Annotated in this window: 12 protein-coding genes; 7 read left to right on the top strand and 5 right to left on the bottom strand. The window is 50.0% G+C overall.

Annotated elements, in window-relative coordinates:
• Nucleotides 1-113 precede the first annotated feature (113 nt).
• On the top strand, nucleotides 114-1,790 hold the full coding sequence (locus N5910_RS01015) for an ABC1 kinase family protein (protein ID WP_074358352.1): 1,677 nt from the start codon (nucleotides 114-116) through the stop codon (nucleotides 1,788-1,790).
• A gap of 13 nt (nucleotides 1,791-1,803) precedes the next feature.
• Here N5910_RS01015 and N5910_RS01010 read toward each other — a convergent pair whose 3' ends face one another.
• From N5910_RS01010 to N5910_RS01000, 3 genes are all read right to left on the bottom strand, one after another.
• Nucleotides 1,804-2,658, bottom strand: a complete 855-nt coding sequence (locus N5910_RS01010; RefSeq protein WP_191216562.1) for a hypothetical protein — start codon at nucleotides 2,656-2,658, stop codon at nucleotides 1,804-1,806.
• A 160-nt stretch (nucleotides 2,659-2,818) separates the two neighbouring features.
• On the bottom strand, nucleotides 2,819-3,976 hold the full coding sequence (locus N5910_RS01005) for a radical SAM protein (protein ID WP_074358350.1): 1,158 nt from the start codon (nucleotides 3,974-3,976) through the stop codon (nucleotides 2,819-2,821).
• A 17-nt stretch (nucleotides 3,977-3,993) separates the two neighbouring features.
• Nucleotides 3,994-5,055, bottom strand: coding sequence for an mRNA surveillance protein pelota (locus N5910_RS01000; protein WP_074358349.1), 1,062 nt, complete (start codon nucleotides 5,053-5,055; stop codon nucleotides 3,994-3,996).
• A 90-nt stretch (nucleotides 5,056-5,145) separates the two neighbouring features.
• Here N5910_RS01000 and N5910_RS00995 point away from each other — a divergent pair, with 90 nt between their 5' ends.
• From N5910_RS00995 to N5910_RS00970, 6 genes are all read left to right on the top strand, one after another.
• Nucleotides 5,146-5,502 (top strand): hypothetical protein, encoded by a 357-nt coding sequence (locus N5910_RS00995; RefSeq protein WP_074358348.1) that lies wholly within the window; start codon nucleotides 5,146-5,148, stop codon nucleotides 5,500-5,502.
• A 30-nt stretch (nucleotides 5,503-5,532) separates the two neighbouring features.
• Nucleotides 5,533-6,837, top strand: coding sequence for a prephenate dehydrogenase (locus N5910_RS00990; RefSeq protein ID WP_084531317.1), 1,305 nt, complete (start codon nucleotides 5,533-5,535; stop codon nucleotides 6,835-6,837).
• A gap of 294 nt (nucleotides 6,838-7,131) precedes the next feature.
• Nucleotides 7,132-9,321 carry a CDC48 family AAA ATPase gene (locus N5910_RS00985; protein ID WP_191216331.1) on the top strand — a complete coding sequence of 730 codons (2,190 nt, stop codon included), beginning with the start codon at nucleotides 7,132-7,134 and terminating at the stop codon, nucleotides 9,319-9,321.
• A gap of 277 nt (nucleotides 9,322-9,598) precedes the next feature.
• Nucleotides 9,599-10,852 carry an adenosylhomocysteinase gene (gene ahcY / locus N5910_RS00980; protein WP_191216330.1) on the top strand — a complete coding sequence of 418 codons (1,254 nt, stop codon included), beginning with the start codon at nucleotides 9,599-9,601 and terminating at the stop codon, nucleotides 10,850-10,852.
• Between the two features lie 10 nt (nucleotides 10,853-10,862).
• Nucleotides 10,863-11,483: a DUF2119 domain-containing protein gene (locus N5910_RS00975; protein WP_191216329.1), complete on the top strand. Its 621-nt coding sequence runs from the start codon at nucleotides 10,863-10,865 to the stop codon at nucleotides 11,481-11,483.
• Between the two features lie 74 nt (nucleotides 11,484-11,557).
• Nucleotides 11,558-13,549 (top strand): IGHMBP2 family helicase, encoded by a 1,992-nt coding sequence (locus N5910_RS00970; RefSeq protein ID WP_261599658.1) that lies wholly within the window; start codon nucleotides 11,558-11,560, stop codon nucleotides 13,547-13,549.
• 90 nt (nucleotides 13,550-13,639) lie between these two features.
• Here N5910_RS00970 and fen read toward each other — a convergent pair whose 3' ends face one another.
• Nucleotides 13,640-14,626, bottom strand: a complete 987-nt coding sequence (gene fen / locus N5910_RS00965) for a flap endonuclease-1 (protein WP_074358343.1) — start codon at nucleotides 14,624-14,626, stop codon at nucleotides 13,640-13,642.
• A 49-nt stretch (nucleotides 14,627-14,675) separates the two neighbouring features.
• A complete protein-coding gene (locus N5910_RS00960) occupies nucleotides 14,676-15,215 on the bottom strand; it encodes a chorismate--pyruvate lyase family protein (RefSeq protein ID WP_261599657.1) in 540 nt (179 codons plus the stop codon).
• Between the last annotated feature and the right edge of the window lie 5 nt (nucleotides 15,216-15,220).

Genomic DNA, 15,220 nt, shown 5'->3' with positions numbered 1-15,220 from the left:
ATAATCACCATGACCCTCTGATTGATTGAATTGACTGTACGGTAACAGCCTCGTTCTATGAGAACATTCTTCTGAATACCTTTAAATACTGATACATTAAATAAGTGCTTAATATGAAGGTGCCCCCCTATAATACCCGCCCGGATATGGGACGCCTCAGGGAGATCATAGGGGTTATGGGAAAATACCAGTTTGGAAACATCCTTGAGGCTGTCGGACTGAAAAACAGATTCTTTGAGACCCTCAAACTCTATATAAGACATCCGGATGAAGTCCATGAGCCCGCTGCTGTCAGGTTGAGGCTTGTTCTTGAGGAACTCGGCACCACCTTCATTAAACTGGGACAGGTCCTCAGTACCCGCGCTGATCTCGTTGGAAAGGAGCTGGCAGATGAACTCTCAAAGCTCCAGGATGAAGCCCCCCCATTCCCCTTTAGGGACGTGAAAGCCGTCATTGAATCAGAACTTGGGGAACCCCTGGAGGACGTATTCGCTGAGTTTGATGAGGAACCCCTCGCATCAGCGTCAATAGGTCAGGTCCACAGGGCACGCTTAAGGTCGGGTGATGTTGTTGCCGTGAAGGTGCAGCGGCCGGGTATAACAGGAACCATCAAAAGCGATATAATAATCATGAAGTACCTTGCAAAGCTTGCGGATGATCGTATTCCTAGTTTAAGGTACTATAATCTGCCAGGGATAGTCTCTGAGTTTGAGAGAGCTATCAGGAAGGAGCTTGACTATCACCAGGAGGCTAACAACGCAGAAAGGTTCCGTTCACTGTTCAGGGATGATGATACCGTCTATGCGCCCTACGTGTACAGGGAGTACTCCACTGGTAAGGTGCTTACAATGGAATATGTGGAGGGTGTTAAACTCACGGACATCCTCGACTCTGACATTAAGTTCAATGCGCGGACCATCGCCGAGAGGGGTGCCAGGTGCTATTTCAGGCAGATATTCATCCATGGATTCTTCCATGCAGACCCCCACCCGGGGAACATCCTTGTGCAGAGGGGTAACGTGCTCTGTTTCCTTGACTTCGGGATGATGGGACACCTTGATGCTTCTTTCAGGAAGAACCTTGCTGAACTCTTCATCCTCCTAATGAACTATGATGTTAACGGTATAGTGAACCAGCTGAGGTACATGAACATCCTCACCGAGGAAACCGATCCCGATGAAATCAGGTATGATATCATGGACCTCCTTGACCGTTACTATGGTGCCGATATAAGGAAGGTGGGGGAACTGCTCACAGAATTCACAATGCCTGAGATGATCATGAAGCATGGGATAAGGATCCCCCGGGACTTCGTTCTCCTTGCAAGGGTTATGAGCATGGCCGAGGATCTGGGTGAACGCCTCGATCCACGGTTCAATGGCCTGGAAGTCGCATGGGAGATGACCCATGAGCTTATAAGGCAGCGCCTGAACCCCATGAGGGTCCTTGACAGCGCCCCAACCACCCTCATTGAAATGGATCATATCATCAACGACCTTCCACAGAGCATAATAAGGACCGTTCAGAGGCTCGAGGAGGGTAAAATCAGGATGGAACTTGAACATAAAAACCTTGATGAAATCTCAAAGAGAATTGAAAGGTCAACCAACAGGATATCACTTGCCCTGCTTGTTTCAGCCCTTATAATCGGTTCATCACTGGTGGTTCTCCCCAATGAAGCCCTGATACTCCAGAAGTTTCCCTACCTTGGACTTTTTGGATTTGCAGTGAGTTTCCTCATCGCCCTTGCCCTTATAGTTTCGATAATAAAGGCCAGGAGGATAAACTGATACAAGGGCCCCTTCAGCCAGCGAATGGATTGTAGAGGAGTCTTCTGAATCCAAGGGCAATGAGGAACCTGTTATCAACGCTGAAACTCCTATTTCTGAGTATTATTTTTCTCGCAAGGTCCCCGAGGCCCCCTCCTGTCAGCACATCCATGTAGAGGTCCCCGGGTGTGGGGTTCTCGATTCCAAGTTTTTCCTCAAGGAATGAGGAGAGTTTCTCACCCCTCACAGCTGCAATAACAAGGGGACTTATGATGAAGAATGAGAGAAGTGTAAGCGGGCCCCCTGCAAGGTAAAATGAAATTCCAAGGGCAACTGCAAGGCTGTGGTTTCCAACCTCACCCATCATTATCCTTCCAGCATAGTCCATGGGTGAGTAGGCTGCGCAGACGGTTAAAACAAGTAAAGGCATGTAGGGGTCCGATCCCGTTATGATTGATACCATTATCGCCAGGAGGGAGAGTATCATGGTGGAGGTGCATGCGGCGCCTGGCTGCATATCTGCAATGTTGAGTGGCTGTACCATCATGGCCACAAGGAAGCCTGAAGGACCCATGACAGGATAGGTGAGGGCTGTGACGGCTATAATCCCCGCCCCCCTTGAAACCTGCCCCCATTCAAGAGGAAGGCTACCTATACGTCTCCTGCCGCTCAGGTCATCAATAAATGCAAGGACCCCCATAATGGCCAGGGGGATGTTGAAGGGTGCCGGTGTAAAGAGGGTGAGGGCTGTGAACGGTGCAAGGCCCGCTCCCCTGGGAGTTCCACCCCTCACATCCGTGTAGAGGTTTGATTCCCTGAATATGGAAATTATTCTGGCTGTTAATGGCGTTAAAATTAGTGTTATGGCTCCTGCAACCACTAAATTCATCCAGTTGAGTGTCATGATACATGCTCCTATATGGTTAAGGTGGTTTTGGGTCATTCCATGCTGCTGGGATCATGATGTCCCCTATTCCTTCATCACATGAAGGGGGCCTCATCGTCTCATGACCTTCATTGAATGCATCACCCCCCCTGAAACAGGGTTATCAGGGTCCCATGAAACCGTGTTCTGTCTGTGCCAGTACCACTTCAAGTCCTTCATCCTCCATGACCCCCTTTACATGAAGCATTTCCTTAACCGATGGTCTTTCAATGTCCATGCACCTGAATTCGGACCTGTAGTCAAGTACCGTGACCTGTATTTTTCTGCTGATTGATCCTATCAGGGCCGCCATCCCCCTAATTTCATCGACAGATATGAGTTTGCTGTTATAGGGCACTCCCACTCCAAGGAATACCTCCCTGTGTCCTGTTGCGATGTAACGGATGGCATCCCATGAGTTTTCAAGGTAGGCCTCCGAGGTTTTCCTGTCCTCCATGCCAGTTATCCTCATGAAGGTCTCAGGGCGCAGTCCCTTCAGGTCTATCCCGATCCTTCTCATCCCTGCAAGTACCAGTTCATCAATGTAGTCCCTGGTGAGTATGGTTCCATTGGTATCAACGTGTATGTTCAGGGACCCGTCCCTTTTTCTGACCTCTTCAATGGATTTTATGAGCCAGGCCCTGTTGAGGGTGCATTCTCCCCCTGAAAAGGTCACCGTACCTGTCCTGTAGACCGATTCCACCCCAAGGAGGAGGTTGGCGGTTTCCTCTGGGTCCAGGAGGTTCAGGCCGCCTGTGAATGCCGCCTGACTCTTCTGACACTGGGGGCATCTGAGGTTGCATCCATGGGCAAAGCAGACCACCTCCACCGCCAGCCCCGTCTTTTCATGGTGCGGTGTGCCCACACCTCCTGCTGTGTGGGGTCCGAATCTGCTCACATACCTCAGGGCTGGTTCATCCATGGTCTCTATCACCATCCCCCCTTGAGGGGGTGTTATGCATGCCTGTGCTGGTCTGCCGTTAACAGATACACTGCAGGCCCAGCAGCCACCTGAACCGCAGGGGGCGAATAAATCTCCCTCATCCGGCAGAGAACTTACCCTGAATCCTGCCGCTTCAAGGGCATTTTTAACCGTGCCCCTGGCCCTCACCCTCACCCCATTCACCGTTACAGTGCACAGGGTTTCATCCTGTTCTCCGGGTATCAGTGCCCCGGAAGGGCATGCCAGCTGACAGGTACCGCAGGAAGAGCAGGGCTCTGAACATTGAATTGTCCGGCAGTTGCCGCAGCCTGTACATCTCTCAGGGATGATCCGGAACATTTAACACCCCAAAAAAATCATGAAAGTTTGAACCTTAAAATTCCTGCAAGTCCCCCGAGGGCCTCCAGCTGCCTGCCGCCCTCATGTTCACTGCTTATAAGGATCACGGTGCCCCCCATGCTCTCAACAATGTCAAGGTAGCCTTCAATGTCCTCCCGGCTAACCACCCTGTCAAGGACCAGGAGCTTCTCAACCGCGCCCATGTTTATGGCGTTTATAACCTCATCCCGTCCGTAGACGACTGAGTCAGGGTCCCTTGCCAGTCTTTCAAGTAAAGTGTTCACGTTTCTTATCTCGGATGCTATCCTGTTCTCCGATGAAACCTTCTCCACCGTCCCCTTCCTCAGAACCTCATAGATCCCTGACCTTCCACCGGTACCGGTGTTCTCAATCACGGCCTTTCTGCCGATCTCAGGGTGCATGTCCATGAGGTATTCATGGAAGTCTGACTTGTAGAAACCGGGACCTGCGATTATGAGGGTTTCAAGGTCGCCGTACTTGCTTATGGCCTCGGTGATTTTCCTGTAGAATTCCTGCTTTAGTTTACCCCTGTCCCTCTGCTGCATCCTCTTCCCTGGGATGTTGCCTGTTATGGGTCCCTGGTACTCAACACCGTACTGTCTTATTATGCCCAGGTCAGCCACATCATCCTCAATGACCAGGATTATGGCCCTGATCTCCTTTGATGCTTTAACCGCCTCCTGGAGCCTTCGGAGTGTCCATCTGCTCCATGAATCCTTTTTAATCCGGAGGGGTGTGTTCAGTTTAACCTCCAGTGTGTGGTGTGACCCCAGGGGCACCAGGTCCTCGGGTCCCCTTTCTATTATGCCTGTTGCCCTCAGCCTCCCTGTGTAGACATGGAAGTTGACGTTCTCAACCCTTATTCCAAGGTAGAATGTCTTCTTAACACCCCTGTCGCTCCTTATCTTCTCTCCGCTCGTATCCTGTATCCTCCTTGTTGTCCTTGCTGATAGAAGGTCTCCCTCTTCAATGATGTGGGAGAGGTGCCAGAGGTCGTCAAGGGTTTCGGGCACCAGTTCAATGACTCCGTTTTTCTCATCCTCTTCAAGTATCCTCATCTGTCTACACCCTGAATCCCTAGTCAGCTGGGTCAATGATAATATATATGAAAGGTGTTATAAAATTAGAGTCAGATGGGAGTGTACTCTATGGGTGACTATGAATCTGGAAGCGCAATTTTCATCAGCATCATAGCAGGCTTTGTGATGCTATTCTTCATCGATGGACTCTTTGTTTATGCATTCACGGGCTTCCTTGCAGCATACCTTACCCGTCCCGAGCAGAGGGGTTCGGGGACCGGTGGTGTGGCTGCCCTGGTACTTGCAATTCTGAGCTTCATCTCAGGGATGATATTCGGACCTGAGATGCCTGGCAGAATAGCCTCGGTTCTTGGACCCGATTTCTTCAGCTTCTCTGTGGGTTTTCTTGTAATATGTGCCCTGAGCTTTATACTTGGAAGTCTCGGGGGTTACGTTGCTGTTAAGGCATCAGGGGATGATCAGTGATTTTTTTCCTTTGCTGGAATGGTTGATAATATGAAAGTGAGTGTTATAGGCGGCACCAGGGGGCTTGGTTACTGGATAGCCCGGTTTCTGAAGGATGAAGGCTTCAGCGTCATCATAACCGGGCGTGACCGGGAGGCGGGTCTTGCCGCTGCAGAGCGGATAGGTGCAGATTACTGCCCTGACAATACCAGGGCTGCTTCAGCTTCTGATGTGGTTATAGTCTCTGTACCCATTGATGTGACCCCTAATGTCCTCAGGGAGGTGGCCCCCAATGTCAGGGAGGGGTGTCTTCTCATGGATGTCACATCAGTTAAGGAGGAACCCGCCAGGATAATGGCTGAACTTATCCCTGATGGAGCATACTTTATACCCGCACACCCCATGTTCGGGCCCCGCGTAACCTCCCTTGAGGGTCAGGTGGTGGTCCTGACACCCACTGAGGATAACCCGTGGCTTGAGCCCCTGAAGGAGTTCCTTGAGGAGCGGAAGGCCCGGGTGATAGTCACGGATCCCGAGAAACATGATCTGATGATGGCTGTTGTGCAGGTCCTCACGCACTTTGCATATATCAGTATAGCGGCCACCCTTGAATCTGCAGGTGTGGATATAAGGGAGTCAAGGAAATTTGCAAGCCCCATATACAACCTCATGATTGATACTATTGCAAGGATAGTGGCCCAGAACCCCTACCTTGCATACTCCATCCAGACCCACAACAGGCATGCCCGCAGGATGCGTGACCTTTTCCTTGAAACCGCCGGTGAGCTGAGGGACCTCCTGGATTCAGGGGCCATGGATGAATTTGTGAGGAGGATGAGCCTTGCAGCCAAGAACATAGATGACATTGAATCATCCCTTGGACGTTCCGATAAGGCTATAGAGGCCCTTAACCATGAGCTGAGCCTTCTTAAGGATTCTGTTGGTGGTGAAGTTGGCCTGAAACACATATATTCAGGTAAAGTCCATGTTGGCATCCTGGAATCAGTTACACCGGACTATGCCATTCTAAGGTCTGGTAAAAGGACTCTGAAGTTTAAAATCTCAAATATAAGGGTCCTCTCAGGGGATGAGCTCTTGAGGTGGAAGGCCGATAATCTTGATTCTGCTGTCTATGATATATCTGCTGTTTTCCCGGATGGCGTGAGGCCCGAGGTCATTGAGGAACTTTTAGGTCGTCTTGATGGTGTTGTTGAGGCCAGGGTTACCGACAGATACAGGGGCCCGCAGATACCTGACGGTTTTATCAGCCTGACCGTCAGGATACGTGTATTTGAACGTGAATCCTATGAAAGGGTTAAGAAGGTAATTGAGGGTATGGGTGCCTCCATAAGGTAACCCTGATGTTTGACTGAAGTTCATCCCATACTATTTCTTCAGCTTTATCTGGGAATAATCCGGGGCATTCAGATCCCTGAGGGACTTTGGGGTTATCCTGAACAACATCCCCCGTATCTAATACTTAATTTCGTTTTTATATTAATTATCGGTGCCCCTATATAAATATACCGAAAGCTTTATATATTATAACATATACCCTCTATTATAGTAACCAAAGTTTACTAAAATATTCTGTTAAATTATAAATCTTACCAGAATCATAACAATATAAGAAAAGAGGTGGGTTGTATTATGACCGAAAAGGAACTTAAATTAAAAGTTGCGGAGGCCCTTGCCCAGCAGGACGTGGGGAGAGGAATAGCCAGGGTGGACCCGGCATGCATGGAAAAACTGGGTCTTAACGACGGCGACATCATAGAGATCGAGGGCAAAAAGGTAACCGCTGCAACGGTTGTATCATCACAGTCCGACATAGGACTTGGCATAATAAGGATAGACGGATACCTCCGTAAGAATGCCGGGGCATCCATAGGTGAAGAGGTAACAGTCAGAAGGACTGATGTAAAGGACGCCCAGAAGGTGGTCCTTGCACCGGTGGACCAGGAAATCATCATAAGAGGAGACATAAGATCAGCGTTCCTCAACAGGGTCCTTGTAAAGGGCGACATAATAGTATCAGGAATAAGACAGCAGATATCAGGTGGAGGGCTCTTCGATGAATTCTTCAGGGACTTCATGGACCTCTCACCCCTCGGTGAAATCAAACTGGCAGTTGTATCAACAAGCCCCGCTGGAGTTGTGAAGGTAACCCCATCAACCCAGGTGGAGATGCAGTCAAAGCCGGTTGACGTCAGCAAACTGGAGGGAGTCAAGAACCTTGTGGACGTAACCTACGAGGACATCGGAGGACTCAAGGAGGAAGTTAAAAAGGTCAGGGAAATGATAGAAATACCCTTGAAGAGACCCGAACTCTTTGAAAGGCTCGGCATAACCCCCCCAAAGGGTGTTCTCATGCACGGTCCGCCAGGTACAGGTAAGACACTCCTTGCAAAAGCTGTCGTCAACGAGAGCGACGCGCACTTCATAGCCATCAACGGACCGGAGATCATGAGCAAATACGTTGGTGGATCAGAGGAAAGACTCAGGGAATTCTTCCAGGAAGCAGAGGAAAATGCTCCTTCAATAATATTCATAGATGAAATAGATGCAATAGCCCCGAAGAGGGAAGAGGTCAGTGGTGAAGTTGAAAGGAGAATCGTTGCCCAGCTCCTCACCCTCATGGACGGGCTTAAAACAAGGGGACAGGTTGTTGTAATAGGTGCAACAAACCGGCCAGACGCCCTTGACCCTGCCCTCAGAAGACCTGGCAGGTTTGACCGTGAAATTGAAATAGGAGTCCCTGACAGGGATGAGAGGAAGGAGATCCTCCAGATCCACACGCGTGGAATGCCCCTCGCAGATGACGTTGACCTGGATGAACTCGCAGAGATAACCCACGGATTCGTCGGTGCCGACCTCGAATCACTCTGCAAGGAGGCCGCCATGAGGGTCCTCAGGAGGGTGCTTCCTGAAATAAAGGCCGATGAGGAGATACCCAAGGAGGTCCTCAAGAAGATGATAGTCACAAAGGCCGACTTCAAGGACGCCCTCAAGGAGATACAGCCCTCAGCCCTGAGGGAGGTCCTGGTGCAGGTCCCGAACATATCATGGGATGACATCGGAGGACTTGAAGATGCCAAACAGGAACTGCAGGAAGCGGTTGAATGGCCCCTTAAGTACCCTGAAAAGTTCAAGAAATTCGGAATCAAACCACCGAAGGGTGTGCTGCTCCATGGTTCACCGGGTACCGGTAAGACACTCCTTGCAAAGGCAGTGGCAAATGAAAGCCAGGCCAACTTCATAGCAGTCAAGGGGCCAGAGCTTCTCTCAAAATGGGTCGGTGAATCAGAGAAGGGTGTTCGTGAGGTCTTCAGAAAGGCCAGACAGACAGCACCAACAGTAATATTCTTTGATGAGATCGACTCAATCGCATCAACAAGGAGCGGTATGAGCGCAGACTCAGGTGTGACCCAGAGGGTTGTTAACCAGCTCCTGACAGAGATTGATGGCCTTGAAGAACTCCAGGACGTTGCAGTCATAGCAGCAACCAACAGACCAGACATCCTTGACCCGGCCCTCCTGAGGCCCGGAAGATTCGACAGACACGTCAAGGTTGAAGACCCTGACAAGGAGGCAAGGCTAGCCATATTCAGGGTCCACACAAAGGACATGCCACTTGCAGATGACGTTGACCTTGAAAAACTCGCAGAGATGACAGAAGGCTACGTTGGTGCAGACATTGAGGCTGTCTGCAGAGAGGCAGCCATGCTGACACTCCGTGAAAACATGGAGGCCGATGAGATCTCAATGAAGTACTTCAAGGAAGCCATGAACAAGATAAAACCAAGGGGTGGTACTGAAGAACAGGTCCAGTACCACTAAAACCCTTTTTAAATCCAGATCTCTTCTTTTTGTTCGATTAAACTTCAAATCCCAGATCATTCCTTTTGTGCGAGTTTCAGACTAATTTTAAAGCCACGCCCTGCCCGTGGCGAGAAGTCATTACTGCTGCCAGGGCTCTATTATTCATCTTAAATGGCAGGTAGAGCCTTAACTATAAATTCAGGGAATCAGGGCTCTCCCTCATTCCCCACCAACTATTTTTAAAGGATGGATCACTATTTATGTATCATGATGTTTAACTTGCTCAGGTGATAGAATGCCATATAAGGTTAAAGACATTTCACTGGCCCCGCAGGGTGAGAAAAAGATCCGCTGGGTTCAGGAACACATGCCTGTACTTGAAAGGATAAAGAAAGAATTCATTGAGGAAAAACCCTTCAGGGGGATCACAGTAGCCTCCTGCCTCCACCTTGAACCAAAGACCATTAACCTTGGACTGACCCTCATGGCGGGTGGTGCCGAGGTTGCTATGACAGGATGCAACCCCCTCTCCACCCAGGACGATGCAACGGCTGCCGGTGCAGAGATGGGCCTGAACATGTACGGGTGGCGCGGGGAGAACAATGAAGAGTACTATGAAAACATACACAGGGTCCTTGACCATGAACCCGACATCCTCATAGATGATGGTGCCGACATGATATTCCTTGTCCACAGGGAACGTCGTGAGCTGCTTGAAAATATCAGGGGGGCTTGTGAGGAGACAACAACCGGTATACACCGCCTGAAGGCCATGGCAGCAGACGGTGCCCTTGAGTTTCCGGTGATGGCAGTCAACGATGCCTACACCAAGTACCTCTTTGACAACCGTTACGGTACCGGTCAGTCCACCTTTGACTCCATAATGGGCACCACCAACATGCTGATAGCCGGTAAGACCGTGGTGGTGTGCGGTTATGGATGGTGCGGCCGCGGAATAGCCATGAGGGCTGATGGACTGGGAGCGAACGTCATAGTGACAGAGGTGGACCCTATAAGGGCTCTTGAAGCCCGCATGGATGGTTTCAGGGTCATGAAGGTCTCAGAGGCCGTTAAACACGCAGACATCCTGATAACTGCAACAGGAAACACTGACGTTGTTGCAGCAGATGAGTTCAGGGAGATGAAGGACGGCTGTATAATGGCAAACTCAGGGCACTTCAACGTGGAAATAAACCGTCAGGACCTTGAAAGACTATCAAAGGATGTTAAGAAGGTTAAAGAGGATATTGAAGCCTTCATAATGCCTGATGGTCGTAAAATTTATCTTCTGGCAGAGGGGAGGCTCGTCAACCTTGCCTCGGAGCGAGGCCAGGGCCACCCTGCAGAGATAATGGACATGAGCTTTGCGATGCAGGCATTATCCGCCAGGCACCTCCTTGAGGAGAAGATGGACCCAGGCGTCTACAGGGCACATGATGAGATAGACATGACGGTAGCCAGGATGAAACTTGATGCCATGGGTATAGAAATCGATGAACTGACGGATAAACAGATCAGATACCTTGAAAACTGGGAAGAGGGGACATAGGAGGAAGAAGTTGGGCTTTTTCAGACTCATAAACAGGGGTCCTGGCCCTGTAAGATTATTCATTGGAGGTGTCCATGGAAGGGAGGGCCTCACAACCATAAGGGCCCTTAAAAGGCTCCGTTTCAGCGACATTGAAACCGGTAAACTGGTAATATACAACTGCAACACAAGTAACTACCTGAGCACCCTTGACCCCTCCTACTACGAAAGCAGACAGGGCCGTGAGATAATGGGGCTCATAAAGGAATACAGGCCATCAACCTACCTTGAAGCCCACTGCTACCGGGATGAAAGCTACCATGACCTCACGGATCCATCAAGAAAACTTAAAAGGGGTGTTCCACCCCTCATAGAACTTGAGAGGGGTGTTCTGATAGGATCGGTGTCACCCCACATAAGGAAGAAGCTCTTCAGAAGGGAGGATATCTGCCTCACGGTTGAGATTCCATGCTTCAGGGACTCTGAGGAATGGTACAGGCAGTTAGAGGTTTATGTTGAATTCATGAGGATCGTTGCATCATCCAGAGACCGTGACGAGCTTGAGAATCGACTTGGAAGGAAATACCCCCACCAGGTTGAAACCGCCAGGAGGTATGCAAGGGAATTCTTCGGGGAATACCCTCCCTTCTAACCCTGGATCATCCATCTGGATTTAAAAAATGATGAAAAAAATCTTCAATGAATGGAATGAACTCATTACTGAAAATGCAGGGGACTGATAGGATCATGGTGAAATCATACATCAGAAAACTCATCAGGCTAGTTGAAATGGAGAGGGAAGCCGAGATAAACGCCATGATGAATGAGATCCGGAGGCTCTCCCCCAGGAAGCGCGAAAGGATAGGCAGGGCTATAAATGGCCTGAACGGTAAGATAACTGGGCGTGAACTTGGATTTCACCTTGTGAAGTATGGTAGGAGGGACCCCATAGAGACAAGGATAGGTGTGGGTGACCTTGTTCTGATAAGCCGGGGAGACCCCCTCAAAAGCGACCTCACAGGTACCGTTGCAGGGAAGGGTAAACGGTTCATTGTGGTGGCCCTTGAGAATGTGCCCAGGTGGGCCCTCAGGAACGTGCGCATCGACCTCTACGCCAATGACATAACATTCCAGAGGATGATCGATAACCTCAAGGGTGTTAATAAGAACATCCTGAAGGTACTGGGCCTCATCCTTGATAAGGATAAACCTGCCCCCACCAGGAGGGTTGACTTCGAGGCCATTGACTGTGAACTTAACAGTTCCCAGAAGGAAGCCATCAGCAGAGCCCTTGGTTCAGATGACTTCTTCCTCATCCACGGGCCCTTCGGAACGGGTAAAACCAGGACCCTCCATGAACTCATAAGGCAGGAAGTCAGAAGGGGCTCAAGGGTCCTTGTTACGGCCGAGAGCAACGCTGCAGTGGACAACCTCCTGGATGGAATCGCGGAGGATGTTGAGTGCGTGCGCCTCGGACACCCCCAGAGGGTCTCTGAGAGGAACATAAGGGAGACCCTTGCCTATAAACTCGAAAATCATCCGGACTACAGGATGGTCATTGAAAAACAGGAGCGAATAGATAAACTGGTGGAGGAGCGTGAAAAACATCACAAACCAACACCACAGCTCAGGAGGGGCCTCAGTGACACCCAGATACTCCTTAACGCAACCAAGAGGAGGGGTGCCAGGGGCATCTCACCAAACGTTATGATCTCAATGGCAAGGTGGATAGAGGTCAACCAGAAGATAGACAGGCTTCACAGGGAACTTGAAGAGCTTGAAACAGAGATTGCCAACCGGATAATCAGGGAAAGTCAGGTTGTCCTATCAACCAATTCATCTGCAGCCCTTGAATACATTGATAATGTCAGTTTTGACCTTGCCGTTGTTGATGAGGCATCCCAGGCCACCATACCGAGCATACTCATACCCCTGGGACGTGCGCCTAGATTCATACTTGCAGGTGACCATAAACAGCTCCCTCCGACGATACTGAACCAGGAAGCATCAGAACTGGAAAGTACCCTCTTTGAGGAACTGATCACCAGGTACCCTGATAAATCATGGATGCTTAACTGCCAGTACCGGATGCACCCTGATATAATGGAGTTTCCCAGCAGGGAGTTCTATTCAGGCAACATAAGGGCCCATCCATCCCTTGAAGGATTATCTGTGACCGACATCCTCAGGAGTGGGGGGGAAGAGGGGGAGCTCCAGGGGATGCTTGCGGATCCTCACCGGCCGGTCCTCTTCATTGACACATCCAGACTCGAAGCCCCTGAAGAGAGGCTGAAGGGTTCGACATCCATAAGGAACCCTGTTGAGGCTGACCTTGCGGTTATAATTGCAGGGGCATTCATGGGGATGGGCGCCGGGTCATCGGATATCGGTATAATCACCCCCTACGATGACCAGGTGGAACTCATATCATCCATGACCCCTGTGGAGGTGAACACCGTTGACGGGTTCCAGGGAAGGGAAAAGGAGATAATCATAATTTCGATGGTCAGGAGTAACAGTAGGGGGTCCATAGGTTTCCTCAGAGATCTTAGAAGGCTTAATGTTTCACTTACACGTGTAAGGAGGAAACTGCTGATAATAGGTGACACTGAAACCCTCTGCACCCATCCATCCTACAGGAGGCTTGTTGAGTTCTGCAGGAGAAGGGGCTTCCTTGAAAAGCCAGGGCCCGGCGATGTGAGGAACTGGAGTCCCTGAGAGTTCAGATACCTCTGGAATCATCTGCAATTCCTGATAAAACCAGGAACACCATCAACCATCTGCAAGAATCATGAAACGATAAAAAAATCAGAACCACTCCTCAAGGCTTTTCTGTGTGAAAGAAGCCTTTTCAATCTTTTTAAGTGCTGAAAGCACCCTTTCCTCCGAGAAACCGTGTTCGGAGCAGAGGAACTCCAGGACCCCCTCCCTGTCGGGTTTCCTCCATTTAAGTTCATAATCCCCTGTTACATCGGGTTCAAGGAAGATCCTTCGAAGGACAAGGGGGTCGCCGCCGGGGTCCCCGTCAACCTCCTCAAGGACACCGAATATGTCCCCCCTCTCCCTTATAAGTTTAAGACCCTTCTTTGGACCTATACCCTTAATTCCAGGGTTAAAATCTGTTCCAACAAGTATTGCCAGGTCAACGAGCTGTTCCCTTGTCAATGAAAGTTTTTTAAGTGCGGCTTCAAGTTCAATTATCTCGGGTTCCTGGAGTTTTCCGCTGAGGGTCAGGTTCCTGACGACCCTCGGGGCGCCGAAGAGGAGGCAATCATAGTCCTGGGACGCCACAGCCCATGCATCACCTTTCCTGACCATGAATGATGCCTGGGCCTCGCCCTCACTCGGTGCCTGGACATAGGGCACCCCCATGAGTTCAAGCAACCTTTTTGAACCCTCAACTATATCATCCGACATCCTTGATGACCTGACAGCGTATTTCCTTGCCCTTTCAATGTCTCCCTCCTCAAGGGCCCTCTTCCACTCCACCTCAGACTTCTTCCTTGCCTCAACCCTCTTACTTATGGTGGAGCCCTTGAGGTGATGTGATCTGCCATCAAAGACATAGAATACCTTTATCTCCCTCTCCATCACCGCAGCTGTCCTGTAGAGTATGCCACTGAGGTGCGATGTCACGCGCCCCTCCCGGTCCATGAGTGGCGTGCCATCCCTCTGCCTTATACTGGATAGAAACTGGTATATGCTGTTTGCAGCGTCCACTGCAACTATGCGGCCCCTGAGGTCATCGAAACCTATCTTCCGGGGTGAAACTATATCCTTAAGTTTAACTCCCATAAAAGCACCCCCACAATTCTTAAAGGTCCTTCAAGAAGCCGGTATGATCCTAAAACTCCTCCCTGAACCACTCAAAGGGAAACGTCTCCTTTATCCTTATGAGGACCTCATCATCATGGATGATGTTATAGGTCCTTGTGAGCATTGGGGAATCCGTTCCAAATATCTTAACAAGCTGGGGGGCGGGGTTTTCAACGTCTATAACCTCAATCTCCCTCCTCGACTCGATCCTGTGCTTCTTGAGTATCCTTCCAATGGGTATGTCGGCCCTTATAAGGTCCTCCCTGAATTCATCATCAAGCCTTGATAGGGGTATGTATGACACCGCATGTATAAGGGGTTCCCTGTTCCCTATAACAACCACCCTGTGGTTAACTGTGTCCCCAGGATTTATACTGAGTTTGGATGCGATTTCATGACTGCATGGCTCGAATTCCTGCTTGAGTGTCCTTATGGTTACCGTGCCCTTCAGCACATCCAGTATTGTTGTAACCGACCCGTCGGTTGAGAGGAGGATCTTCTGGGTGTTTGAGAGTTTTCCCATGATCCTCTCAATGCGTTCAATCTCCTCCATGACATTCACATTCATATGGA

Source organism: Methanothermobacter wolfeii, assembly GCF_025397995.1.
In the GTDB taxonomy this organism is placed as follows: Archaea; Methanobacteriota; Methanobacteria; order Methanobacteriales; family Methanothermobacteraceae; genus Methanothermobacter; species Methanothermobacter wolfei.
The sequence above is the reverse complement of the archived record's forward strand: the minus strand, read 5'-3'. Positions and strand labels throughout refer to the sequence as shown.

What these genes read in the sequence shown, in the direction of transcription:
- N5910_RS01010 (WP_191216562.1), bottom strand. Translation starts at nt 2,658, where the DNA reads ATGAATTTAGTGGTTGCAGGAGCCATAACACTAATTTTAACGCCATTA.
- N5910_RS00990 (WP_084531317.1), top strand. Translation starts at nt 5,533, where the DNA reads ATGAAAGTGAGTGTTATAGGCGGCACCAGGGGGCTTGGTTACTGGATA.
- N5910_RS01000 (WP_074358349.1), bottom strand. Translation starts at nt 5,055, where the DNA reads ATGAGGATACTTGAAGAGGATGAGAAAAACGGAGTCATTGAACTGGTG.
- ahcY (WP_191216330.1), top strand. Translation starts at nt 9,599, where the DNA reads ATGCCATATAAGGTTAAAGACATTTCACTGGCCCCGCAGGGTGAGAAA.
- N5910_RS00970 (WP_261599658.1), top strand. Translation starts at nt 11,558, where the DNA reads ATGCAGGGGACTGATAGGATCATGGTGAAATCATACATCAGAAAACTC.
- N5910_RS00985 (WP_191216331.1), top strand. Translation starts at nt 7,132, where the DNA reads ATGACCGAAAAGGAACTTAAATTAAAAGTTGCGGAGGCCCTTGCCCAG.
- N5910_RS01005 (WP_074358350.1), bottom strand. Translation starts at nt 3,976, where the DNA reads ATGTTCCGGATCATCCCTGAGAGATGTACAGGCTGCGGCAACTGCCGG.
- N5910_RS00995 (WP_074358348.1), top strand. Translation starts at nt 5,146, where the DNA reads ATGGGTGACTATGAATCTGGAAGCGCAATTTTCATCAGCATCATAGCA.
- fen (WP_074358343.1), bottom strand. Translation starts at nt 14,626, where the DNA reads ATGGGAGTTAAACTTAAGGATATAGTTTCACCCCGGAAGATAGGTTTC.
- N5910_RS00960 (WP_261599657.1), bottom strand. Translation starts at nt 15,215, where the DNA reads ATGAATGTGAATGTCATGGAGGAGATTGAACGCATTGAGAGGATCATG.
- N5910_RS01015 (WP_074358352.1), top strand. Translation starts at nt 114, where the DNA reads ATGAAGGTGCCCCCCTATAATACCCGCCCGGATATGGGACGCCTCAGG.